This window comes from Nostoc sp. (assembly GCF_036919615.1).
GTDB lineage: Bacteria > Cyanobacteriota > Cyanobacteriia > Cyanobacteriales > Nostocaceae > Nostoc.
The window spans coordinates 20,966-44,977 of sequence record NZ_JBALCN010000080.1 but is presented as its reverse complement, the minus strand read 5'-3'; the positions used below and the strand labels follow the sequence as shown (position 1 = coordinate 44,977).

The window sequence follows — 24,012 nt, the reverse complement described above, 5'->3', positions numbered from 1 at the left end:
AAATTGTCATATTAGCAATCTTAAGTCTCGAAGTAGCCTATTTTACCGCAGCTACCTCAAGCATTATATTAATCAACTAATGAAAGCTAAATCTCAACTACTCAACTGCAACAATTGGTTATTTGGCTGAGTACCTTCATAGCTCATTACTCGCTTGAGAATTGCTTCTCTGATATTGACAAACATTTCGCTACTTCTATCTCGCGGGCGTGAAAGTCTCACAGGCAGATCAAGAGAAATTTGTCCTTCTTCAATCACTATTACTCGGTCTGCCAATGCCACAGCCTCTTCCACATCATGAGTAACCAAAAACGCAGTAAATCTCCGCTCTTGCCACAAGTTCTCAATCAAACTCTGCATCTCTTGGCGAGTTAAAGCATCCAATGCTCCCAAAGGTTCATCTAACAACAACAAACGGGGCTGACTGACTAATGCTCTTGCCAATGACACCCGTTGCCGTTGTCCACCAGATAAGACATATGGCCACTCATCAGCCCGATCTTTGAGTCCGACTTTATCAAGTGCCCACAAAGCTTTTTCCCGCCAATTACCTTCCAAACCCAACCCCACGTTTTGAACAACGTGCTTCCACGGCAGTAAGCGGGGATCTTGAAACATCACTGTTACAAAGCGGCTGAGTCTATGCAGGGGTTCTCCATCTAGTAGTATTCCGCCTGAAGTCGCTTTATCTAATCCTGACACAAGACGCAATAAGGTACTCTTACCGCAACCACTACGTCCGACAATAGCGACAAACTCACCTGCTTGAACTTCTAAATTCAGCGAGTTTAAAACAGTTTTCTTATCAAAAGCCTTCGTCAAATCCAAAATACTTAGTTGTGTACCTTGTATATTAGAACTCACTTGCAAAATCTCCTTTTTTAGAACAATCGGGATTTAATTATTTGATGAGACGTTGAAGAAAGCAAATCACATTCAAAATGAATATAAGTCAAAAGTTAAAATCCAGAACTTTTAACTTTTGACTTTGGTAACTTTAGCATTTATGACTTTTGATAATTTGGGTTCCAAGCCAAGAATTTTGTTTCTAATCCTCTAGCGATCGCATCTGCTAATTTACCCAGCAACGCATAGATCACAATACTTAAGACTACAACATCGGTTTGCATAAACTCACGGGCATTCATTGCCATATAACCAAGACCAGAATCTGCCGCGATCGTTTCTGCCACAATTAATGTCAGCCACATAATCCCCAAGGAATAACGGACACCAATTAGAATCGAAGACAATGCTCCTGGAAAAATGATTTGCCACAGAAGTTGTGGTGTTTTCAATCCATAGACTTTTCCCATCTCAATCAGTCCTGGATCAACACTACGGATGCCATGAAATGTATTGAGATATAACGGGAAAAATACCCCTATAGACACTAGAAATAATCTGGCTTGATCGCCAATACCAAACCAGAGAATTACCAGCGGAATTAATGCCAAATTAGGGATAGTGCGGAGCATTTGCAGGGAACTATCTAATAACTTTTCTGCTACACGGGAAAAGCCATTGAGCAATCCCAAACCGAACCCAATGCTGCCACCAACTATAAAACCAGATATCGCCCGCCCAGCACTAATTGCTATATGGTGAAAAAGCTCTCCAGTGGAGGCTAGTTTAATCGCTGTAGCGATTACACCACTAGGGGCTGGTAAAATTCTAGTTGAGAGGAAACCAGTTCTGGAAGCAAGTTCCCAAAGTACTACCACTAGAACAGGCACAATCCAGGGAACTATTTTCTCGATTTGCGGGTTGTCTAACACCTCGCTCAGGGATATATTATTGTTGCTTTTGGTGTGTTTAAAGGTAATAGTCATGGAATTCTGGATTTTAGATTTTAGATTTTAGATTGTCCACAAGGATAAATCTAGAAGCATCAAATTTTAGACTTTAAATTTGGTGTTTTTGCTTAATCCAAAATTACGCCACTTGCTACAACACGGGGAACCCCCGCAACGCAGTGGCTCCCAAATTCAAAATTTAAAATTGGCATAGTCATGAGGCATTCGTTAGTTGTTTAGCAAATTTTTTATTGGCAAGTATTTCGCTAACAGTACTCAAGACTGGTGGTGTTAGCGGTGTAAGTTCGCTCTGCAAAGGTAGACGGGGAAATAATAATTCAGCAGTGCGATACGCTTCTTCTAAATGGGGATATCCAGAGAACACAAAGGTTTCTATGCCCAAATTGCGATATTCCAGCATCCTAGCGATAACGGTGTCGGGATCTCCAACTAGGGCCGTACCAGCACCACTCCGCACCATCCGTGCAGCAGCACCTGGGGAAGTAATTCCTGGGCGAATTGCCACCAGAAATTTCATCTGCTTGGTGACAGATATAAAAGCGGCAGCAGTTATCCAAGCATCTTCACAAGAACTCCCTGTGGGTAACAATGCGCCCGTGTAGCCTAAATTATCCACAGCTTGGGCAATTTGCTGCAAATAATCAGGTGTGGCAACACGAGAGCCAATATTTGTGCCTAAATAGCGTCCGTCATCAGATCCAGTCGGAATAAACCAGAGAATTTGCATGTTTGTCAGGGTATAAGGGCTTTAAACTACTGCAACTCGACACAATTACCGTAGTTTTTAATCAGTATTTTACAGGAAATTATTTAAAAAACCAGTGTAGATTAACGATTCATAAAAAATAACTACCCCCAAAATTTACTTTTTTGCAGATAATCTTGGTAATCATTACACTTTTGGAGTAAAGATGGCTGTCGTGGAGAATACAAGTTTTGTCAAAAGCTTATATTGTCGGATGACCTTCATCTTCAAAGTCTACTCCACAAGGTCTATGCTTGAATAAAGGTTATGGTTACAGAGAAGTCTGTGACCTAGCAGTAGAGTTTGGATACACGGCTCATATCCGAACGCAAATGGTTAAAGGAAAAATCTGGTGATATGTATTGATAGATACAATCTTCACAGAAGGCATCAGTTAAAGAAATAGGTGTTTCACTTTATCGAAAGTTCTCAAACATTTGGCTGGCCAAATTAGCCCTCTTTAATCACTTTAGAAAAAGAAAAATAAGAGCGACTTTTTCAACTTTAGATAGAGCCAGAATTTGAGCGTTTATTTTCTAACAGAATGGCTAAAATCAGAGTTTCAGGTAAAAGTCTTATCCGATAAGGGTTATAGATTATTCTCTCGCCAATTTGATAGAAGAGGGTTAAGTTGAAAGCTTTTTGTTATCGTCCATGAGATCCAGAGAAAAAACAGCCAAAGCACACCTAACTCAAAAAAAGCCCCATATTTCTAAAATTTTAGCTGATAAAAAAATGTATATTAGACAGCTTCAAAGGGCTGGTTACTTGATATAACTCAATTTTTACTTAAAAATATTTTGGAATTTAACTCTCTATGGTAAAGTTACAATGAATCCTGCTACTGAACTGTTATGAAAAAAAATAATACACCTGTATTAATTATAGCTTTACTAGGGTTAGCTAGTATATTTTACTTATCAATTGTATATAAAAATACTTTTGGTGAGAGAGATACTTACCGGATGGCAATGGGTATTATTGACTCGATCACATCTAATAAACCATTAGGAAGCAGTATGCTTTATGGTCGTGATATCTCTTTTGCATACTTTGGATTATTAGATTTTTTTAGGCCAATTTTTAAAACAAATTTGGCTCTGATAATTCCTTTTATGAACTATATAAATGCCTTGATTGCTATTTTGATGGTTATCCCTTTCTTCTTTTTAGTTAGAAGATATTGGGGAACAACTATAGCCCTATTAGCAAATATATTACTACTAATATTAATCCCAGTTTGGAGGGCAACCAGCCAATATGGACATCCCATGACTGGAGCTATATTATTCATGTTCATAGGATTAGCCTTAATTGGTTATCGTTCGTTCCTAAGATCATTGAGATTAGGATGGAATAAATTAATTTTATTGGATATCCTAATTGTTGCTGCTTTTGCTTTATGTTTAATGTTCAGGCTTGATGCAATATTAATGTTTCCTCTAATTCCAGCCTGTCTTTTTCTCGAAAAGTATCCTTTTAAAAAGATTGTTTCTACTTTCATTTTATATAGTGTTTTTCCAATAATTATTTTTAAAGTGATGCAATCGAAACTTCCAGAGATTATTGGTCAAGAAAAGAATGGAATACTTGATCAACTTGTATCATGGAATAATCCTGTTAGATATGTTGATAATTTTTTGCGTGGTAACCTAGTTTTTATTTGGGGCTTAAATCCTTTAATTTGTTTGATATTTTTGATATCCTGCATTTATTTGGTGTATAAACGGAGTTATTCAAATCTATTTTTTATCTTACCAACAGTCTTATTAAATTATATATTTTGGCTACCAAATGCTGCTCCAGCCCGTCATTTTATCTATTTATCTCCTGTTGTAGCAATTAGTATTGCAATTTTCTTAACAGATATTTTCCCAACAGTAAAATCCTTTGTAAAAAATAATAGAAAGACAGGAGTAGCACTCACAGCAATTTTAATATGTTCTGTTTTGATAAGCTATAAATATTCCTATCCTGTACCAATGTCGAAGAAATACTCTTACACAGCGGAACAACTAGGTAATAAATTACAACAATTAGAGCCAAAAAATAAGCCAATTTTTGTAATTGGGGATACGATTCCAGCAGTGGTTAAAATGCAACTTCTATCAAAAGATGTAAAGGTTAAGTATGAAAAAACAAATATTCTTACAGACGATGATATTAAAGCTCAAGAAAAATCTGTTTTTAAACCTAAACCTGTATACATAAATTTAATAATTGTAGAGAATAAAAACAATAAATTTATATGTTATTTTCAAGGTTGGAAAGCAAAAGTAAATGAAATAAAGAGATTTTTCATGGAAACAGACAAATATACCCAAGGTTATCTTGTACTAAATATGCTAGATAAAAATGCTAAGAAGATTAATGTTGAACCATCTAGCTTGACTAATAAGTTAGAGATTTTAAACTTATAATAAATAAATTTTTCACTTAACAAAAGAGATAAAAGAGTGGTTTTGCCGGTTATTCTGAAAACTGTATTATTTAGCTGACTAAAGTAGCGAATAACTTCACTTATTTTTTAATTCATTAATTTATCCTGCTTTCCAGAAGCAAGATTTTCAAAAATTAATGAAAGGGCAATTTGAGATAAATTAGGTTGTGTTAGGAAAAAAGTAGGAGTATTCTAGTGTGGAACTTAAAAACTGGTATTTTATTACTCACATTGAGTTGCATTATTGCAACTGGTATAGCACTATATCTGATTGGCGGTATTGACCCAGCACAAATTCAAGCATTGCTGAAATCTTCTGGAATCTGGGCACCTATTATTTATGTTGCTTTGTACGTTGTGGCAACTATGTTAGTTTTGCCCTCAACAGTGCTTAATTTGACTGGAGGTGCAATTTTTGGCCCTTGGCTGGGTACTTTCTGGACTAGTGTTGGAGCAGTTATTGCAGCAATAATTGCCTTTGTTTTTACTCGGACTATTGGACGTAAAACAGTTGCAAATCGACTAGCAGGACGCTGGCAAGCTATGGATGCTGAGGTGCGTCGTGGAGGGCTTTTTTATATGTTTGCCATCCGACTAGTACCGATTATGCCATATGGTTTGGTCAACTTTGTCGCTGGACTGACTTCGATCAGCTTTAAAGATTATGTTCTAGGTACAACACTTGGTACTGTTCCTAGTGTATTACCTTTTGTACTACTAGGCAGTTCTGGTCTGAAGGCAGTCAATGGCGATTTCTTGCCCCTACTACTCGCCTTAGGCTTATCTGGAATACTGGTAGGAGGGTCTACTTGGTATCGCCATCGTCGGACTTTTCCCAAAAAAGCTGTAGAAAACCTGAAAAAATCAGAATCTTCAGATTACACAAATAAATCCGAAGAATAAATAAATTATGATAATTTGACTTGAGTCTTGCTAGGTATACTAAGAAGCAAATCTTTATTATGACAAGCAGTCAGTCAGCTTGTCTGTTCAAAAATTAAACGGGATTCCTACATGATACCAAAGTATTCATTGATTGTTCCAATTTATAATGAAGAAGAAATTATTCCTGAACTTTACCGCAGACTGAGTGCAGTAATGAATCGGATGGATGGCCCTGTAGAATTAATTTTAATCAATGATGGTAGCCGCGATCGCTCTTTACAACTCCTGCGAGACCTCCATCAAAAAGACCCGCGCATTTGCTATCTGAGCTTTGCTCGTAACTTTGGTCACCAGATTGCAGTTACTGCTGGTCTCAATTTTGTCCGCGGTCAAGTTATTGTCATCCTTGATGCTGACCTACAAGATCCACCAGAACTAATCCCCGACATGGTTGAAAAATGGCGACAAGGCTATCAAGTCGTCTACGCTCAACGGACTCAACGCCTTAAAGAAGGATGGTTTAAGCGTTTTACTGCCTACTTCTTTTATCGCGTCCTCAAGAAGCTGGCAAATGTAGAGATTCCTACTGATACTGGTGATTTTTGTTTAATGGATCGGCAGATCGTAGATATTCTTAATTCTATGCCAGAACGCACCCGCTACATTCGTGGTCTGCGTTCTTGGGTTGGCTTTCAGCAAACAGCAATTCGGTTCGAGCGCAGCCCCCGCTTTGCTGGGGAAGTTAAATACACTTTTAGCAAATCCTTGGCGCTTGCCATCAATGGTTTAGTGTCCTTTTCAATAGTGCCACTGCGGTTATCAACCTATTTAGGGTTAGTAGCAGCAGCGGCAGCCATCTTCATGGCTTTATTAGTCTTGTATTGGCGTCTTTTTGTCCCCCATTCGCCTTTAACTGGGTTTACAATTATTTTGATGGCAATTTTCTTTCTGGGATCTGTGCAGTTAGTCAGTGTTGGCATCTTAGGTGAATATATAGGGCGGATCTACGAAGAAGTTAAAGCTAGGCCCCTCTATACTTTGGCTGAGGTAGGTGGTTTACATTACAAATCCTCCAACTCAACGAACAATTCTGACAAACTAGATAATTTAGAAGATGCTACTATTGAACGCACCACCAACTAAGCCTTCGGCTTTAGTTGGGGATTCGTGCGCTATCCAGCTTGAAGACTACGTAGCGTCAAGAGAGTTACTGGTGTCCTCAGTGTATTCTTAGAACTTTTGCTCACGATCACTATAGAAAAACTTGAGAAAAACTTGTATCACTCAACCAAAGACTGCAACGCTTGAAAGGCCCAATCTGTAGGATTAACATCAGATAGTTGGGAAACAGATGTAACTTGCTCTATGCGATCGCTAGGTACTGCTAAAACTGGAACTTTTGATGTGCTAAGAGAAGGTTCAAAAGATGATTCAGGTGAAGTACTTTGAGTAATGGCAGTTGGGGTAATTTTTTCAATTAGTATTACTTGCTGTGTTGGCTGTGTTGTCTAAAGTCAAAAGAATTGTATTCTAGGCTTTTGTGCCATTTGAAATGGTATATTTACGCCGCATTGTACTAGTAGCTGAAGTCAGTTAAAACAGATTAAATAACTAAAAATCCAGTCGGCTATAACTAACTGTAAATGTTAGTTGTAGGTATTTTGTAACTTTCAGTCTTTTACAAACTTTTGCCAAATGGTTATTCTCAGAAACCAGATATTTCCGATTCCCTCTGTGCTAATGCACCTCACTAAAGATGGCTAGGGTTTTGGAATTTATAAACTTTAGACGCTAAACAGATTATCAGCTATAAGCTACTTTCACTCTTGCTTGAACTCTGAAAAACATTGGTAGATGCCTTAAGCCGGAATGGGATTCCTTGCTCTTGTTTAGAAAAATTTATCAAACAACGGCAAGTCTATCAAAATTAAGTACTATTGTACTAACATTGGATACATTTACAAAATACCTTAAAAAGCAAGTCTCTTGGGATAGATAACAAAGTTTATTTTACATAACTTTACGTTTAATTTTTTTTGCTCAAAGGCTTGCTTTTTGTCTAAAACTATGAAAAGCTTTGTTATATTAAAAACTACGGTTTATCTATCAAGTTAAAGTACTTAATTTGATGCCAATCTGGTGGCAACCTGTCTTAAGGAGCCACAAATTAAGGTTACTAGTAAGCCGTCAAGTAGATAGGCAAACAGGTTTCTGAATATTTTGCAGCATCGATGGGGTGAAGACTTGATGCTTAAGACTTTATCGATGGGGGGAAATGGTAGATGCTGAAGACGTTAACAACCGATTTTGAACTCGACCTCCAGGCAGATGTCCTTGTAATTGGAGGTGGCCCAGCTGGAACTTGGGCGGCATGGAGTGCTGCATCAAGTGGAGCTAGGGTGATCCTCGTAGACAAAGGATATTGTGGTACAACTGGATGCGCTGCTGCATCTGGTAATGGTGTGTGGTACGTGCCACCCGACCCAGAAGCACGAGAAATAGCAAAGACAAGTCGGGAATCGTTAGGTGGTTTTTTATCCGATCGCCACTGGATGGATCGGGTACTGAATCAGACCTATGTAAACGTTAATCAGTTAGCACACTGGGGTTATCCCTTTCCCACCGACGATGAAGGCAAGCCCTATCGGCGATCGCTGCAAGGCCCGGAGTATATGCGGCTGATGCGGCGACAAATCCAACGGGCAGGAGTCAAAATTTTAGATAACAGCCCCGCCTTAGAACTACTGGTAGATGACGATGGTGCTGTTGCTGGTGCATCAGGTATGAATCGTCAGACAGGTAGTAAATGGATAGTGCGATCGCAGTCCACGATCATTGCTACAGGCGGCTGTGCGTTTCTCAGTAAAGCGTTAGGATGCAACGTCCTGACAGGGGATGGTTATCTGATGGCGGCTGAAGCAGGTGCTGAGATGTCGGGTATGGAATTTTCCAATGCTTATGGCATCTCCCCCGCCTTTTCTTCAGTTACCAAAACCCTGTTTTATAATTGGGCAACCTTCACCTACGGAGACGGGACTGTAATTCCGGGAGCAAGTTCTCATAGACGTTCAGTAATTGCCCAGACATTACTGCAACAGCCAGTTTACGCCATCATAGACAAAGCGGCTGAATCGATGCGCTCATCTATGCGTTTAGCACAGCCCAACTTCTTTTTACCCTTTGACCGTGCAGGCATTGATCCATTTACCCAACGTTTCCCTGTGACTCTGCGCCTAGAGGGAACTGTGCGCGGTACGGGAGGAATTAGGATTGTAGATGAGAGTTGTGCCAGTTCTGTACGGGGACTCTATGCGGCTGGAGATGCCGCCACACGCGAACTGATTTGTGGCGGATTCACTGGTGGTGGTAGTCACAACGCTGCTTGGGCAATATCTTCTGGCTATTGGTCAGGTCAATCGGCTGCTGAATATACGCGCAGTTTGGGAGAACAGAAAACTCAACGCCGAATTAAGGGTGTTGGAGAGGTAGTATTACAGAGTGGGAGCGATCGCTCCCAAACCTTGGCAACTAATGAGATTATTCAAGCAGTCCAAGCTGAAGTATTTCCCTACGAAAAGAACTATTTCCGTACCGAACAAGGCTTAACTGAGTCTTTAGGTAGGCTAAATCATCTTTGGCAAGAACTCCGCAGTCGCCAGGTAACGTCAGATAAAGAACTAATCCGGGCGCGAGAAGCTGCGGCGATGGTAGCCACAGCGCGATGGATGTACAACAGCGCCATTGAACGTAAAGAAACTCGTGGTATGCACAAACATCTAGACTATCCAGAACTTGATCCTAACCAGCAACATTACCTGATTAGTGGCGGATTAGATCAAGTCTGGGTGAAGGTTCAGCCTTTAGAGAGTACAGAAAAGTTACCATCCAAAATAGGAGCATTAGTGTGATTGAGTTGGTCAGTGAGTCGCGGTGCATAAATTGTAATATCTGCGTAAATATTTGCCCGACCAACGTGTTTGACCGTGTACCTGATGCACCGCCAACCATTGCCCGACAGAGTGACTGCCAAACCTGTTATATGTGCGAATTGTATTGTCCAGTCGATGCTCTTTATGTTGCACCAGAAAGTGACATGCAGACTTCAGTCAACGAGGCAGAATTGGCAGAAGTCGGGCTACTGGGTAGTTACCGTGAAAACGTTGGTTGGGGACATAAACGGACTTCAACAGCAAAAGTCGATCAAACATTTCAAATTCTCAAGCAGATGAAATAGTACAGCGGAGAAAAGAGTCATGCTGTCTTTCACAGTCGGAACAGGTTCTATCAGTAAAAATATAGCCATTTTCAATTTGGTGAGGTACAGGTATGCAGACAGACCTAACCCCCTAACCCCCTTCCCGACGCGGGAAGGGGGAAAAATTCAAAGCCTCTCTCCTTTTAGGAGAGAGGTTTGGAGAGAGGTCAAAACTGTAACTCACCCAATCGAGAACCGCTATAAACTTTCTTCAAGATTATCAACTTCAGTAGGTTGTGTCTTACTGCTACTAACTACAGCATGTAGCCAAGGTGAAACTAAATCTGCTCAATCCATTCAGGGCATTAATACCAATAGTGCTGTAGCTGCATCTAACAACATTTCTACCTTACGAATAGGTTATGTAGGTAGTGTAGAACCGACAGGGCCGCTTGGTTGGGCAAAGAAAAAGGGAATATTAGATCGTGAGCTACAAAAACTAGGATTTAAAAACATTACTTTTGCGCGATTTCCTAACGGGCCGGATCTAAATGAGGCGCTTGTCGCAGGTCAACTAGATGTCGGTTCTTTAGGCGATACACCAGCCATAGTTCTGAGAGCGAGGGGTGTTGAAACCCGACTGCTGCGGATCACCCAATTTAATACAACCGCCTGGTTAGTGGCGAAAAAGAATGGCCCGCGATCGCTGGCTGAACTTAAAGGTCAAAAAATAGCTACCCAAAAAGGTTCTTATATGCATCGATACCTGTTGGGTCTATTAGCTGAAGCTAAAATTGCCAAAGATGTAAAAGTTGTCCACTTGATGACTACTGAGGCAAAAGCAGCTTTAGAACGTGGTGATGTAGCAGCTTATGCAACTTCAAGTGATCTGGGGCCTTTTCTGAAATCACAAGGGTTTCCAGTGATTGATTCTTCTGCGAATCATCAGGGTCTTTCAGGAACATCATTAGTTGTAGCGACTGAAAGCTTTCTGGCTAAACAGCCTGATTTTCCTCAGAAGTTTAACGCAATTCTCACAGAAGCAACCAAGGATTTAATAGCTAATTCTGAAGAATATTATCAGTACCACGCCCAAACTACTAAATATCCCATCGATGTTATCAAAGTATCGTTCCCACTCCAACAGGTGTCAGAAGAACCATTACCAGCCGAGGGTGTGAAACTTTTAGAAGGCACTAAGAATTTTTTAGTTTCGCAGGGTTTAGCAAAGTCGAATTTTAAATTAACAGATTGGGTTGTGAACAAACAACAGCGTTAATTTTATCTGTCATCCCAGATGCGAAAGTAGGAGAAGCAGGAAGGGAGGTAGGAAGCAGAAATCAGTGACTTTTCTAAGCAAGAAAAACAGATTTTTGTAATTAAGTCTTTCAAAAACGCAATTGTTTAGCATCAAAGGCTTAACTCTCAAGCTTAAAGGCTTAACTCTCAAGCTTAAAGGCTTAACTCTCAAGCTTAAAGGCTTAACTTCCAGGCTCAAAGGCTCAACTTCCAGGTTCAAAGGCTTCCTACTTCCCTGGTGACCAATAATTCTTTGATGTACAGAGCTAATAAATCTATCTGTCAAATCAATCCAAAATCTAAAATCCAAAATTGTTTGACGAATTCATTTGAAAATTCAGGTAACATGGTATGACTATTGCACTAGACCGTCCAAAGAAAACCAAGTCTGCTCAAATTCGGGAAAAACTGGGTTATCCGATCATTGACACCGATGTACATACCCAAGAGTTTCCCCCAGCATTTTTGGACTATTTAGAGCAAGTTGCTGGAACTGCGATGCCTACGGCGGGCTACGCCTACGCACAACGTTTTCAAGAAGGTGGTTCAGCTTGGGGTACTAGTCTATACGCTGATATTATTTGGCATTGGGAAACCCGCAACAAACAACATTTGTTGTCAAATAACAATCTTGCGATTATCGATAAGGAAGCATTAGTAGAGTTGTACACCCGGTACGATGGCGAACTTGTAGATGGACGCTTAGATCAAATTGGTGACGGTCTAGGATTCCACCATCAACTATTGTCTCCAGAAGATCCAGGCGAACTCGATGAATTTGAACTAGCAGGAATTGATCAGCCAGAAGATGTGCGCGATCGCTTCTTGAATCATTTCTACTTCAGTACGGAATCAGACGATACCCGTGTATCCCAAGCTTTCAATCGCGCTGCGAATCCCTTTAGCGATGCCTGCGGCGGGCAAAGCCAACGAGTTAAAGCCTTCTTGGGTTCTGATTCTGGTCACTGGGATGTACCTGATATCACCGCCGTTACTGCCAACGCCTACTCAATGGCAGAACACGAAATCATTACCGAAGAAGACCTTCGCTATTTCCTTTCAATCCATCCTTTGGAGTTATACACCAGTCTCAATCAAGACTTCTTTAAAGGTACAGGTGTTGAGAAAGCCGCAAACGAATATCTAGCGGCTAAGAAATAACTGTCATTAGTCATTGGTCATTTGCTAAGGACACAGGACTAATGATAAAGGACAATTACAACGTTCCATGTTCCATTTCCTCTGTTCACTTGTAGGGTGAGTCTTGCCCACTCTACATTTCTTCTAAATAACCAACCGCAGAGGCGCAGAGAAGCCAGTGTGTTGGACGGGTTAAAAGACTTGTACCCCTGCGGGGAAGCAAGCTACACGCAGCGTCTCCCTTAGGAGAAGCAACTGGCGCGACACAGAGAAATGAGAGTTTAAAAAATATCCTAAAACTGATGCAAAAATTATTTCTATTTCTCCTCCCTCTGTGTTCTCTGCGTCTGGAGTGGTAGCCTGCGGCAAGCCGCTGCGCGTCTACGTTTATTTGGATAATTTATTTCTTGGAAATCTCTAAAAGGATAATTTGATTATGGTGCTAGATATTACAAAACCAAAAGACTACATTAACCTAGCAACTTCTCTATCCAAAGAACTTGCTCAATCCGCGGTTGAGCGGGATACTAAAGCCGGAGTTCCAGAAGAAGAAATTAATAGACTGCGTGAGAGTGGCCTGCTATCACTGATTGTGCCTAAGCAATATGGTGGAATTGGAGCAACTTGGATTGATGCCCTAAAAATTGTCAGAAAACTGTCAAAAGCAGATGGTTCAATTGGTCAGTTGTATGGTAATCATCTGAATTTGACGGCTTTAGGTCATGTTTCCGGTACGCCAGCCCAAAAAGAAAAATATTATAGAGAAACTGCTAAGAAGAATTTATTTTGGGCAAACGCTATTAATACGCGGGATACAAGGCTGAAAATTAACCCAGAAGGCGAGAATTTTCGGGTTAATGGTGTTAAAAGCTTTGGTACAGGTATTTCCGTTGCAGATTTACGGGTATTCTCCGCTTTGGAAGATGGTGTAGAATTGCCCTTCATATTCATCATTCCCAGAGACAGGGAAGGGTTAGTTTCTAATCAAGATTGGGACAATATTGGGCAACGTCGCACTGATAGCAATAGTTATACATTTAACAATGTTCTGGTAGAGAAAGATGAGATTTTGGGGCCAGCCAATCCTCCTGATAGTGCCTTCTCAACTTTTCTTGGTATTATTGCCCAGCTAACAAAAACCAACGTTTATCTGGGAATTACTAAAGGAGCCTTCGCCGCTGCTCGTGAGTACACTAAAACTACTACTAAAGCGTGGATTACATCAGGGGTAGAGAGTGCGACTCAAGACCCATATATTCTGCATGATTACGGAGATTTTTGGGTGGAAATTCAAGCTGCGATCGCTCTAGCCGACCAAGCAGCTGAAAAGGTGCAAGCAGCATGGGACAAGGATGTAGCACTCACTCATCAAGAGAGGGGAGAAGTTGCGATCGCAGTTTCCGCAGCCAAGGCATTAGCTACCCGTGTAGGTATAAATATAACCAACCGCATCTTTGAAGTTACCGGAACTCGCGCCACTGCAACCAAATATGGATTTGACCGTTACTGGCGGGATTTACGAACCTTTACCCTCCACGATCCTGTGGACTACAAACTGCGAGCGATCGGCGATTGGGTACTCAACGAGCAACTACCCGTAATTACGCAATATTCTTAGGGCATTGGTTATTTCTCTTTCCACCTTAAGAGCCTTTTCTACTCTCTCATCCATACAGACGCGATGAATCGCGTCTCTACATGCTCCCTAATCCAAAATTGATATGACTCAACTAAAAACACTTCCTACCTACGACCCAAGTTTATTTGAAGGAGCCGCTGAGGGCTACGCTCAATATAGAACTAAATACCCACCTGTTGTATTCGATAAATTAACCGAAATATTTAATCTCAATGGTCAAGGACGACTCCTTGATTTAGGTACTGGGCCAGGATTAATTTCAATTCCTCTGCGAACCAAATTTGAGGAAGTTGTTGCGATCGATCCCGATCCCGATATGATTGCCGAAGCTAAACGGCAAGCAGCAGCAGTAGGAGCAAATAATATTACTTGGTTAGAACAAGGAGCAGAGTTAATCGACTCTAGTTTAGGAACATTTAAGTTAGCCACTATTGGTAGAGCCTTCCACTGGATGGAACGTGAACTAGTCCTTGAGAGCCTTTATGAATTGCTTACTGATGATGGTGGACTAGCACTGCTTCAGACTAGTGACAACCCTTGGGAAAGCAATCTACCTTGGAAACAAGCTGCTGTTAGAGTAGTGAAGAAATGGTTAGGTAAAGAGCGGCGGACTGGACAACGAGGACAAGGCACTCGTAAGCCAGTCGATCCTCCCCATGAAGTCATAATTGCCAATTCGGCTTTTGTTCGTCAAGAAGTCTATGAAGTGCCATTTGAAAAATCTTGGACTCTCGATAGCTATCTTGGTTACTTATACACTACAGCCTTCTCTCTCAAAATTTTCTATGGCGATGACGCCCCAGCATTTGAAACGGATCTTAGAGAAGCGCTACTAGCAGTTGAGCCGTCTGGACATTTTACAGAAGAACTCAAAGCTACAATCCTAGTCGCTTGGAAGCACTAGCAAAATTGAACACGAACAAGACAAAATTTTACTCACAAATTTCAATCTTCCACTAGCACGACATTGGAGTGGGCCATTCTCACTCCACTTCCTAAATTTTTCCCTCCTAACTATTAAATTTTCAGTTCATCAAGTTCCTTATAGGGTGGGTTATACCCACTCTATTTCCTAACTTCAGAGATGACAAAAAATTATTTTTGTTTATTAAAAAGTTTTCCCCAACAAAATAAGAGGAGCTTTAACAGTTACTTGCACCCCCCAAGGTCGTCCAGTGATCATCCAAGCCGATTCTTCTGGACGTGGTGAAAATTACACTGAATCATGCTTAAAAGCTACAGAAAATCAATTTTGCTGAGAATCACCCCGACTTGGTGAACATGATTTTGGAAGAACAATGGAAGGTAGAACAATGGGCTAAAGCTAACGCAATAAAGTTACTAAATTGTTAGCAACACAAACTAAACAAGAACTAAAAATCTGGAATTTAATTAGTCTGACTTTAACCTAAATTAATAAATAATATTTTTTTTGGTTATTTAACTTGCAATTAATCATAATTGTTCTGACCACCTAGAAAGGAATAGATAAAACAACTCATGCCATCTTTAAAAGCAAAGTTTGAATTTAGGAAAAGCCAGATAACAACACGTCGTTCCTTGTTGTTTGCTCTGGGCTATTGCTTAATGCTATCGACGGTTTTATCGAGTTGTAGTGAAGCAAAGAATAACACTCAGCAGTCAGCAGCTTCCCCTGAATCAGTGGCTTCATCTACCACTACAGAGAAGTCAACTGAGAAGCAAGTAGTACGGATTGTCCGTTCAAAACAACTTACGGCTCTAGCAGTTTTAGAAAAGCAGGGTTCCTTGGAAAAGCGATTAGAGCCTCTGGGTTTTAAAGTACAGTGGCCTGAATTTGCGGCTGGCCCACAACAGCTAGAAGCCCTGAATGCAAATGGATTGGATATCGCATCTACAGCCGAATCGCCTCCTGTATTTTCACAAGCAGCAGGAGCGCCTCTTGTTTATCTAGCTAATACACATCCTAGTGGAAAATCTATCTCACTTTTAGTTCCTGTAAACTCTCCGATTAAAAGTGTTACTGACTTAAAAGGCAAAAAAGTTGCTTTCCAAAAAGCCTCCATTGGTCACTATCTATTAGTTAAGGCATTAGAAGATGTGGGATTGAAACTGAGCGATGTCCAATCAGTTTTTTTAGCACCGGCAGATGCAAATGCGGCATTCAGTCAGAACAAGGTGGATGCTTGGTATATTTGGGAGCCATTCGTTACCAGAAATGAACAAAAGAAAATAGGCCGTGTTTTAGCAGATGGTGGTAAGTTGCGAGATACTGGCAACTTTTACTCAACCTCACGCCAATTTTATCAGGCTCATCCTGACGTTATAAAAGTGTTTCTAGAGGAGCTAGAAAAGGCAGAAATCTGGACTAAGGATCATCCCAAAGAAGTAGCACAACTGCTCGCTCCTGTAACTCAGCTAGATCCTCCGACTTTAGAAATAATGCATGATAAATATGACTATGGGCTAGTACCAATTACCGAGAAAACCATTATCAAGCAACAGGAAGTTGCAGACAAGTGGTACAGCTTAGGACTTATCCCCAAGAAAGTGAATGTTAGAGAGGGGTTTTTGACACCTGAAGAATACGCCAAAATTACTCCCTCAGAGGTGTTAGCGAATAAGTAGTTATCCTCAAGAAGAAACTAAAACATAGGAGAATGTTATGCCTACTTCAACTTTGACAGAGGTTAAAATTAGGTCTATTGATACCCTTTTGGGAGCCATAGTTACCGATCTTGATGCCAGTCAAACTATTGCACCTGAAGTTATATTACAACTTAAAAAAGCTCTGCACGTAGACGCAAAGCGGCTTATCACCAGACATCGCCATATCTTGATCTTCAAAGATCAACAACTCTCTGATGAACAGCTTTTGAACTTTTCGTTATACTTTGGCGCACTCTTTGTACCATCTAATGAAACTCCAGTACTCGCTTCTAAACCAGGATAAACTCCGGTAGTGATTTTGATTTCCAACGTCGATGGTGGCTATACCGATACTGGAGAACTAACTTTCCATTCTGACCACAAATGGACTCCCACCCCATCTAGTGGTTTGCTTCTTTATGCTTTGGAAATATCTTCTTATCGATAAAAATTAGACGTAAATTAATAGTTTTCAAATATCACAGGTAAATTTGAAAGCGGAAATTAATTTATTTAAAATTTGATTTATTTTCTTTAGATTAGAGATTAGTTTAACCTGAAGGTCTAAAAATGTTTAGTAATAACGTTAAAATTAAGTCAACAATAATCACAAAAGTAGCATTATTTGTAATCCCTGGTTTTTGGGCTTTATCTACCACATTAACAAGTTGTACGTCAACCAGTGATAATACAAATACTGCAATCGGCTCAAAAGCAGATACAGCAGCAACAAAAACCATTACTTTTAAAACAAAAGTGCTGCGAATTGGATATCAAAGCTCTGGTGATTTAGTTAGAGTGACAGGAGTTTTCGAAAAACGTTTAGAACCCTTGGGTGTTAAAGTTGAATGGGCGCAATTTGCCCAAGGGCCGCAACTCATGGAAGCAATGAATGTCGGCAAAATTGATATTGGATCAGTTGGAGAAACTCCTCCCATTTTTGCTCAAGCTGCTGGTGCAAGAATCGTCTATCTTGCTGGTAGACGAATTACTGTTACTTCAGGTAAAGGGAGTGCGATCGCAGTTCCTAAAGATTCTCCGATTAAGACTTTAGCTGATATCAAAGGACAAAAAGTAGTTTTCCAAAAAGGTTCAGCTTCTCACTATTTTATCATCAAAGCTTTAGAAGAAGTTGGCTTAAAATACAGTGATATTACAGTCTTGAGTATGCCCAATGTCGAAGCCCGTGGTGCATTTATTCAAGGAACTATTCCAGTTTGGGTAACTGGTGATCCTCACTTAGCTTTAGTAGAAAAACTCTACGGTGCGCGGGTGCTGAGAGATGCGACAAATATTGGTACTCCAGGTGGATACTATGTAGGAACACGCGAGTTTGCTAAGGAAAATCCGGAATTACTTCGGATTATTTTAGAAGAGATTGATAAAAACGGTCAATGGGCAGAAGCAAATCGTAAAGAGGTAGCCAAACTCATAGCACCTGTACTTAAAATTGATCTACCCATTCAAGAAATAATTTCTGGACGCGCTAATTATCGACTTAAAGGAATTACTCCAGAGTTAATGAAAGTTCAACAAAATGTGGCAGATTTATTTTATAGCGAAAAAATCTTGCCTAAAAAGATTGATGTTAAGGAAGCACTACTCACACCTAAAGAATATGCAGCTATCACTCCACCAACACTTATAAGTGAAAAATAGATACTAATCAGATATGAAGTCTAGGGACTGGGGACTAGGAAAGAGTTTTCCAATACCCAATATTGAATCCTTTCAAGCCAACTAAAATACCAATTTCCTAAACCCAAAAAGATATTTTTGGAAGTAGTGTTATCTCAAATTTTAATACTAAATTGGTGTTTTAGGAGGTTGAGAGAACAACTTCCTATTATCTTACTTGCTGAAAGTAAGACTGACAACGTAAAAGCTAAAACTTACAAGGAAAATCACAACTCATGATCAAGCCATTTCAACCACAACGCCGTACAGTTTTAAAGCGTATTGTCCAATATTCAGTACTAGGACTGTTTACTTTATCATCTTCCTTGGTGAGTAGCTTTGTGCAAAGCACCCAAGCGCAGACAGCCAAAGTAATTAACTTGGCGTATCAAGCTTCTGGTGATCCTGTCAAGTCCAAAAAAACTGTTGAGCCACTTTTTGCAAAATTTGGTATAAAGGTGAATTGGGTTGGGCCATTTGCAGCAGGGCCGCAATTAATAAAAGCGCTGAATGAAGGTAAAGTGGATATCGGTACTGTCGGAGAGACACCTCCAATATTTGACCAAGCCGCACGCCCAGGCCTCATTCCTGAAGTTGTCTATCTTACTGGACGCACGCCCACCGATGGTACAAACCAAGGTATTGTGGTGAAAGCTAATTCTCCCATTAAGAAAGTAGCTGATCTTAAAGGTAAGAGAATTGCTTTTCAGGAAGGGTCGAATGCACAGTATTTACTAGCAAAAGCTTTGCAAGAGGTAGGGTTAAAAATTAGCGATATTAAAATCGTTGCTTTGACTCCACCTGAAGCCCGAGACGCCTTTATTCAAGACAAGGCTGACGCCTGGGTGGGTGGCGATCCCCTTTTAGCTGCTGTAGAAAAAACTACCCCGATTCGGAATCTGAGAAATGCAAAAGGAATTAACATTCTCAACGGGTTTTATATTGGCAGGCGTGCATTTGTCACCCAAAATCCGCAATTGGTGCGAGTGTTTTTAGAGGAAGCAGAGAAGGTAGGAGAAGCGGTTGAAAAAAACCCAAGCGATTATGCCAAAATTTTAGCTGCTGAACAGAAATTAGATCCATCTGTTGCACTAAAGGTGGCAAGCCGTCGTACTTATAAATTGAAAAAAATTACACCTGCGATCATTGCCCTACAGCAGAGCGTTGCTGATTTTTATTTTGCGGAAAAAGTCATCTCGCGTAAGATTGATATCAAACAAGCGATTCTTTCTGATCTATTGTATAAAGAGATCATACCTGATAATATCAAGTAACGGTAAACAGGTAGAGGCAGGTTTATTCAGCTATTAACTTGGCTAGCTATTAGACTGTAGCGGAAGTTTGCCTAACTTTAACAAAGGGCTTAACAAGTTGCTCAACTAACTTGTTAAGCCTATTGTTTGCTTAAGTAAAAACTGAGGAAGGAACAAGCGATCGCAAATCTTTTTACAGATATATGATTTGGGATTGACAATTAGTTTTAATTAAAATGTTCCAGTGATGAAAATCACACCTCAACGTATCAAGTAACGGTGAACAAGTAGAGGCAGGTTTATTCAGCTATTAAGTTGGCGATCGCATCTACTAACTCGGCTGGCTCTATCGGCTTGGCAAGATGCTTGTCAAATCCTGCTCCTAGTACCTGCTTGGCATTAATTTCTCCAGCATAGGCAGTAAGTGCGATCGCCCGAATTTGCCCTCCTTGCTCTGGTGGCAGCGTTCTCAACTGTCGCATAAACATGCATCCATCCACTTCTGGCATCCCGATGTCGCTTAAAAGTATATCTGGCAAGGATTGGGCTAAAGCGGCTAGGGCTTCAGCTGCTGATGTTACTGCTGTCACATTTGCCCCATACTGCTCTAGTAAGAAAGCAATAAATTCTCGCGTATCTACGTCATCATCCACTACTAAAATTTTGACCCCATTTAAATTTGAGGATGGCTCAGAGTCGTTACTTTCCTGTTTAATCTCTGATTGATTTTGAATTAGCGGGAGTCTGACGGTAAAAGTTGCCCCCTGATCTTCGCCCCGGCTTTTTACCTGGACTGTCCCGCCATGCAGTTCGACTAAGTGACGGACGATCGCTAACCCTAACCCTAGTCCACCAAATTTTCTGGTGGTGCTGCTGTTCTCTTGGCGAAAATATTCAAACACGTAAGGCAGGAAATCAGGATCGATGCCTTTGCCTGTGTCGCTGACTGTGATCTGAGCATAAAATACAGGATTTAGCATGGGACTATTTTCTGCTCCTTGTACCCTATCCAGTCGAATATCCACCCGTCCTTCCGCAGGTGTAAACTTAATTGCATTTGAGAGCAGATTCCAAACAATTTGCTGCAATCGGTTGGAATCACCTAAAACTTGCCCCAAATTTGGTTCCAAGTTGATGTGCATCTCAATTGACTTAGCTTCTGCCGATAGCCGCACTGTCTCCATTGCTGCCGAAATCACAGATGTCAGATCAACTGGGTAGATATTTAAGCTGAGTTTACCTTGTAAAATCCGAGAGATATCTAGCAAGTCTTCAATCAGTTGAGCCTGTAACCTAGCATTTCGCTCAATAGTCTTCAGCGCTTGAGGGATTGTCTTTTCATCAAGTTTTTTGGTTTGGAGTAGCTTTGACCAACCTAAAATTGGGTTGAGTGGCGATCGCAACTCATGAGAAAGGACTGCCAGAAACTCGTCTTTAATCCGGTTGGCGTTTTCTGCTGCTTCCCGTGCGGTTTGCTCCGCCTCGTATAGACGGGCACGTTCCATCGCTTGAGCGCACTGCTGTGCTAGTGCCAAGATAAAGGTTTGGTCATCTTGGTTAAACTCCTGAATTTCGGCAAAAGCTAGAGATATTCCACCTATGGCTCGTCCCTCAATGATCAATGGAATCGAAATCCAAGCTCCGTAGTTGTACTGAGTATAATCCTGAGCCAGATGTGAGTAACGAGCCACCCTTGTTGTTGTTGGCTCTTGCCAGATCGGCTTTTTGGTTCGGACTGCTTCTGCCAGTGGCGCAGATGCATTAATAGAGAATCGACGCCATGAATTTAGCGTTTCCTCTTGATAATTTACTGCCCGGACAATTTCTAGTTCAGTGCCGCTTTTAGTCAGTAGTGCTACTAAAGCAGAACTAGCTGCCAAAGCTGCCATACCTTGCTCTACAATTACTTCAGCGACCTGTGTGGGAGTTAGAGATTCAGAAAGTGCAGCGGTAAGAGCTTGCAGACGGGCAGTGCGAGATGCTGCCTGTAAAGCCGCCTGTTGGGATTGCTGTGCTTCTTTGTAGAGTCGGGCATTATCAACAGCGATCGCCGCCCGACAAGCCAACTCCTCAGCTAACATCAGGCTTTTGGTATCATAGCGACGGCCTGAAGAAGATATCAAAGTCATAGTTCCCAGCACCCGTCCTCGAACTATCAGCGGTACAGTCATGCCAGATGTCGGATTTAGTTCTTGCAAGATTTTTAGGTGATCGGCGTTGTGGGTTGGCACTTGCATCTGTTCGTCACGAAAATGAGTAATTTGTGATTTGCCTGTGCGTATTACCTCAGCAACACCTTCTGTTTGTGCCAAATCAGGCGGATAATTTTGTAACTGTTCTACCAATTCTTGTTTCCCTGGATTGGCATGAACTGCTGCAACCCGGAGAACTGATTGATTCTCACAAATAATATCAACTAAGCACCAATCAGCTATTTCAGGCACTGCTAAACGCGCCAAACTGGCTAAAGTTGTCTCATAGTCCAATGAGCCAGCCAAAATCCCACTTGCCTCAGCTAGAAAACGCTGCTTCTCCTCCACCTGCTTGCGCTCAGTAATATCTCTTGAAGACGCCTGCATCTCTAAAATTTCTCTAGTTTGGCGATCGCGAATAGCTCGAAGAGTTGTTTCCAACCAGATATAATGTCCGTCTTGGTGACGACCCTGGTGAGTAATAGTACAAATATCTGGTAAATTGGCATTGACTGGGTAATTCTTAGCAATCTCTGCCAGATCGTCAGGGTGAACTAACTGATAGCTGAGACGACCTACTAGTTCCTCTGGTTGATACCCCAGTACTGTGTTGCAAGCTGGTGAAATGTACAGAAGAGTTCCATCTACTGTATGGCGTGAAATAATATCAGTTGAATTCTCAGCCAGCAGCCGAAAACACGCCTCACTCTCGCCCAGTTTTGCCTCTGAGAGTTTGCGGACATTAATGTTACGGAAATAAAGTGATAACCCTGTGGGTGAAGGATAAGCGCGAACCGCAAACCATGCATCAAAGGGTGGGTAATAATCTTCAAGTTCAAGCGGCATTCCGAAAGCAATTGCCCTTTGATAAAGCTGGCCAAAGCTAGTAGCAGCCAGTTCTGGGAACTCTGACCACAAATTTTTTCCCAGCAGATCCTCGCAGGAACGCCCCAGAGTTCTGCTTCCCTGATGATTGAGGTAGGTAAAGCGCCACTCACTATCAAAGGCAAGAAAGCCGTCAGTGATCCTCTCCAAAATTTCGGTAACTTGCTCTTTGGCTGACTCAGCCTCAACACAAGCCGCTTGCTGCCGCTCAAATAGCTGTTTGCGCTCTGCTTCGGCAAGCTTACGATTGCTGATTTCTTGGCAGATTGCGCCCACCCAAGTAATTTCACCGGGTAGTTTAATCGGATAATAATTTACCGACCAGTACCGCTGCTTTCCAGGCGCGGCGGGTGTCTCTCCACTAGTCTCTTGGGCAATAGATTCTCCAGTCTTGACCACATGGTGCAAAGCTTCCATGACCGCAGAATTTAGCCCAGGTAGCAGTTGGGCGACCGTCTTACCGATATGCACCTCTTGGGGAAAACCACTCATCTCAGCTAAAGCGTCATTCAACCGAACGTATCTCAATTTCTCATCCCATAGACCAATACCTATAGGTGCGTTATTGAAGAGAGTATCAAGCAGAACGTTAGCTTCAATCAAGCGAGTCTGTTCTGTTTTCAGTAGCACCAGTAGTCGCTCACGGTCTGCCTCAGCCTGCTTGCGTTCGGTAATATCCACGCACATTCCTACCCATTCGCGGATTTCGCCTGTTTCGTCGAGTATCGGCACACCACGTATATTCATGTAACGGTATTCGTCGTCATGCCGCAAAACACGATACTCGGCAACTGCAACACTACGTGTAGGAAATGCCTGTTTCCAAATTGCCGCCATTGAGGAACGATCTTCTGGGTGCAGTGCGTTAACCCAACCCCATCCTTTGTATTCTTCAGGACTTTGCCCTGTGAACGCCTGCCAAGTTGGAATATCGTCAACAACGTTGCCCCAAGGTGCTGCCCTCCAGACGATAGATGCGCTTGCTTCTGCCAGTGAGCGGTAGCGTGCTTCACTATCACGCAGCGCAGCTTGCTGTTCACTCAAATATTGCTGCAAATCTGTAACCTCTTCAGCTTTCAGGTGATCAACTAAATCTTTAACAATGGTAAAATCTTCCTCGCCAATCGAGACACCTGGAGTTTCAAAATTCTGGCGATATTTTTCCTCACTTTCTTGCAATAATGCCATCCTCAACATCCGCACAGGGATTGTAGAAT

At 41.4% G+C, this 24,012-nt stretch carries 18 protein-coding genes; 14 read left to right on the top strand and 4 right to left on the bottom strand.

Going from position 1 to position 24,012, the window contains the following annotated elements; all coding sequences use genetic code 11:
• Positions 1-93: 93 nt before the first annotated feature.
• The 3 genes from V7K48_RS22485 to V7K48_RS22475 form a co-directional block, all read right to left on the bottom strand.
• Complete coding sequence (locus V7K48_RS22485) at positions 94-864, bottom strand: ATP-binding cassette domain-containing protein (RefSeq protein WP_335075501.1); 771 nt, start codon at positions 862-864, stop codon at positions 94-96.
• A 140-nt stretch (positions 865-1,004) separates the two neighbouring features.
• Positions 1,005-1,832, bottom strand: coding sequence for an aliphatic sulfonate ABC transporter permease SsuC (ssuC, locus tag V7K48_RS22480; RefSeq protein ID WP_335075499.1), 828 nt, complete (start codon positions 1,830-1,832; stop codon positions 1,005-1,007).
• Between the two features lie 178 nt (positions 1,833-2,010).
• Complete coding sequence (locus tag V7K48_RS22475; protein ID WP_335075497.1) at positions 2,011-2,544, bottom strand: LLM class flavin-dependent oxidoreductase; 534 nt, start codon at positions 2,542-2,544, stop codon at positions 2,011-2,013.
• Between the two features lie 872 nt (positions 2,545-3,416).
• On the opposite strand from V7K48_RS22475, the gene V7K48_RS22470 reads away from it, so the two are divergent.
• From V7K48_RS22470 to V7K48_RS22405, 14 genes are all read left to right on the top strand, one after another.
• The gene (locus V7K48_RS22470; RefSeq protein WP_335075495.1) at positions 3,417-4,982 is read left to right on the top strand and encodes a hypothetical protein; all 1,566 of its coding nucleotides are present in this window, start codon (positions 3,417-3,419) and stop codon (positions 4,980-4,982) included.
• Between the two features lie 215 nt (positions 4,983-5,197).
• A complete protein-coding gene (locus V7K48_RS22465; RefSeq protein WP_335075493.1) occupies positions 5,198-5,905 on the top strand; it encodes a TVP38/TMEM64 family protein in 708 nt (235 codons plus the stop codon).
• 111 nt (positions 5,906-6,016) lie between these two features.
• Positions 6,017-7,030: a glycosyltransferase family 2 protein gene (locus V7K48_RS22460; RefSeq protein WP_335075491.1), complete on the top strand. Its 1,014-nt coding sequence runs from the start codon at positions 6,017-6,019 to the stop codon at positions 7,028-7,030.
• A gap of 1,139 nt (positions 7,031-8,169) precedes the next feature.
• Positions 8,170-9,795, top strand: coding sequence for an FAD-binding protein (locus tag V7K48_RS22455; protein ID WP_335075489.1), 1,626 nt, complete (start codon positions 8,170-8,172; stop codon positions 9,793-9,795).
• Positions 9,792-10,121 (top strand): ferredoxin family protein, encoded by a 330-nt coding sequence (locus tag V7K48_RS22450; RefSeq protein ID WP_335075487.1) that lies wholly within the window; start codon positions 9,792-9,794, stop codon positions 10,119-10,121. The genes V7K48_RS22455 and V7K48_RS22450 overlap by 4 nt, the downstream gene beginning before the upstream one ends.
• A 19-nt stretch (positions 10,122-10,140) precedes the next feature.
• Positions 10,141-11,361, top strand: coding sequence for an ABC transporter substrate-binding protein (locus tag V7K48_RS22445; protein WP_335075485.1), 1,221 nt, complete (start codon positions 10,141-10,143; stop codon positions 11,359-11,361).
• Between the two features lie 371 nt (positions 11,362-11,732).
• The gene (locus tag V7K48_RS22440) at positions 11,733-12,542 is read left to right on the top strand and encodes a hypothetical protein (protein WP_335075483.1); all 810 of its coding nucleotides are present in this window, start codon (positions 11,733-11,735) and stop codon (positions 12,540-12,542) included.
• A gap of 415 nt (positions 12,543-12,957) precedes the next feature.
• Positions 12,958-14,139, top strand: coding sequence for an acyl-CoA dehydrogenase family protein (locus V7K48_RS22435; protein WP_335075481.1), 1,182 nt, complete (start codon positions 12,958-12,960; stop codon positions 14,137-14,139).
• Between the two features lie 103 nt (positions 14,140-14,242).
• A complete protein-coding gene (locus V7K48_RS22430) occupies positions 14,243-15,064 on the top strand; it encodes a class I SAM-dependent methyltransferase (RefSeq protein WP_335075479.1) in 822 nt (273 codons plus the stop codon).
• A gap of 596 nt (positions 15,065-15,660) precedes the next feature.
• Positions 15,661-16,767 (top strand): aliphatic sulfonate ABC transporter substrate-binding protein, encoded by a 1,107-nt coding sequence (locus V7K48_RS22425; protein ID WP_335075477.1) that lies wholly within the window; start codon positions 15,661-15,663, stop codon positions 16,765-16,767.
• 37 nt (positions 16,768-16,804) lie between these two features.
• The gene (locus V7K48_RS22420; RefSeq protein ID WP_335075475.1) at positions 16,805-17,092 is read left to right on the top strand and encodes a hypothetical protein; all 288 of its coding nucleotides are present in this window, start codon (positions 16,805-16,807) and stop codon (positions 17,090-17,092) included.
• Positions 17,093-17,107: 15 nt separating this feature from the next.
• Positions 17,108-17,236, top strand: coding sequence for a hypothetical protein (locus tag V7K48_RS22415; RefSeq protein ID WP_335075473.1), 129 nt, complete (start codon positions 17,108-17,110; stop codon positions 17,234-17,236).
• Between the two features lie 122 nt (positions 17,237-17,358).
• A complete protein-coding gene (locus V7K48_RS22410; protein WP_335075471.1) occupies positions 17,359-18,447 on the top strand; it encodes a sulfonate ABC transporter substrate-binding protein in 1,089 nt (362 codons plus the stop codon).
• A gap of 254 nt (positions 18,448-18,701) precedes the next feature.
• Positions 18,702-19,739 carry an aliphatic sulfonate ABC transporter substrate-binding protein gene (locus V7K48_RS22405; protein ID WP_335075469.1) on the top strand — a complete coding sequence of 346 codons (1,038 nt, stop codon included), beginning with the start codon at positions 18,702-18,704 and terminating at the stop codon, positions 19,737-19,739.
• Positions 19,740-20,017: 278 nt separating this feature from the next.
• Here the strand turns inward: V7K48_RS22405 and V7K48_RS22400 are convergent, their stop codons facing one another.
• Positions 20,018-23,983 carry a hybrid sensor histidine kinase/response regulator gene (locus V7K48_RS22400; RefSeq protein ID WP_335075467.1) on the bottom strand — a complete coding sequence of 1,322 codons (3,966 nt, stop codon included), beginning with the start codon at positions 23,981-23,983 and terminating at the stop codon, positions 20,018-20,020.
• Positions 23,984-24,012: the final 29 nt, after the last annotated feature.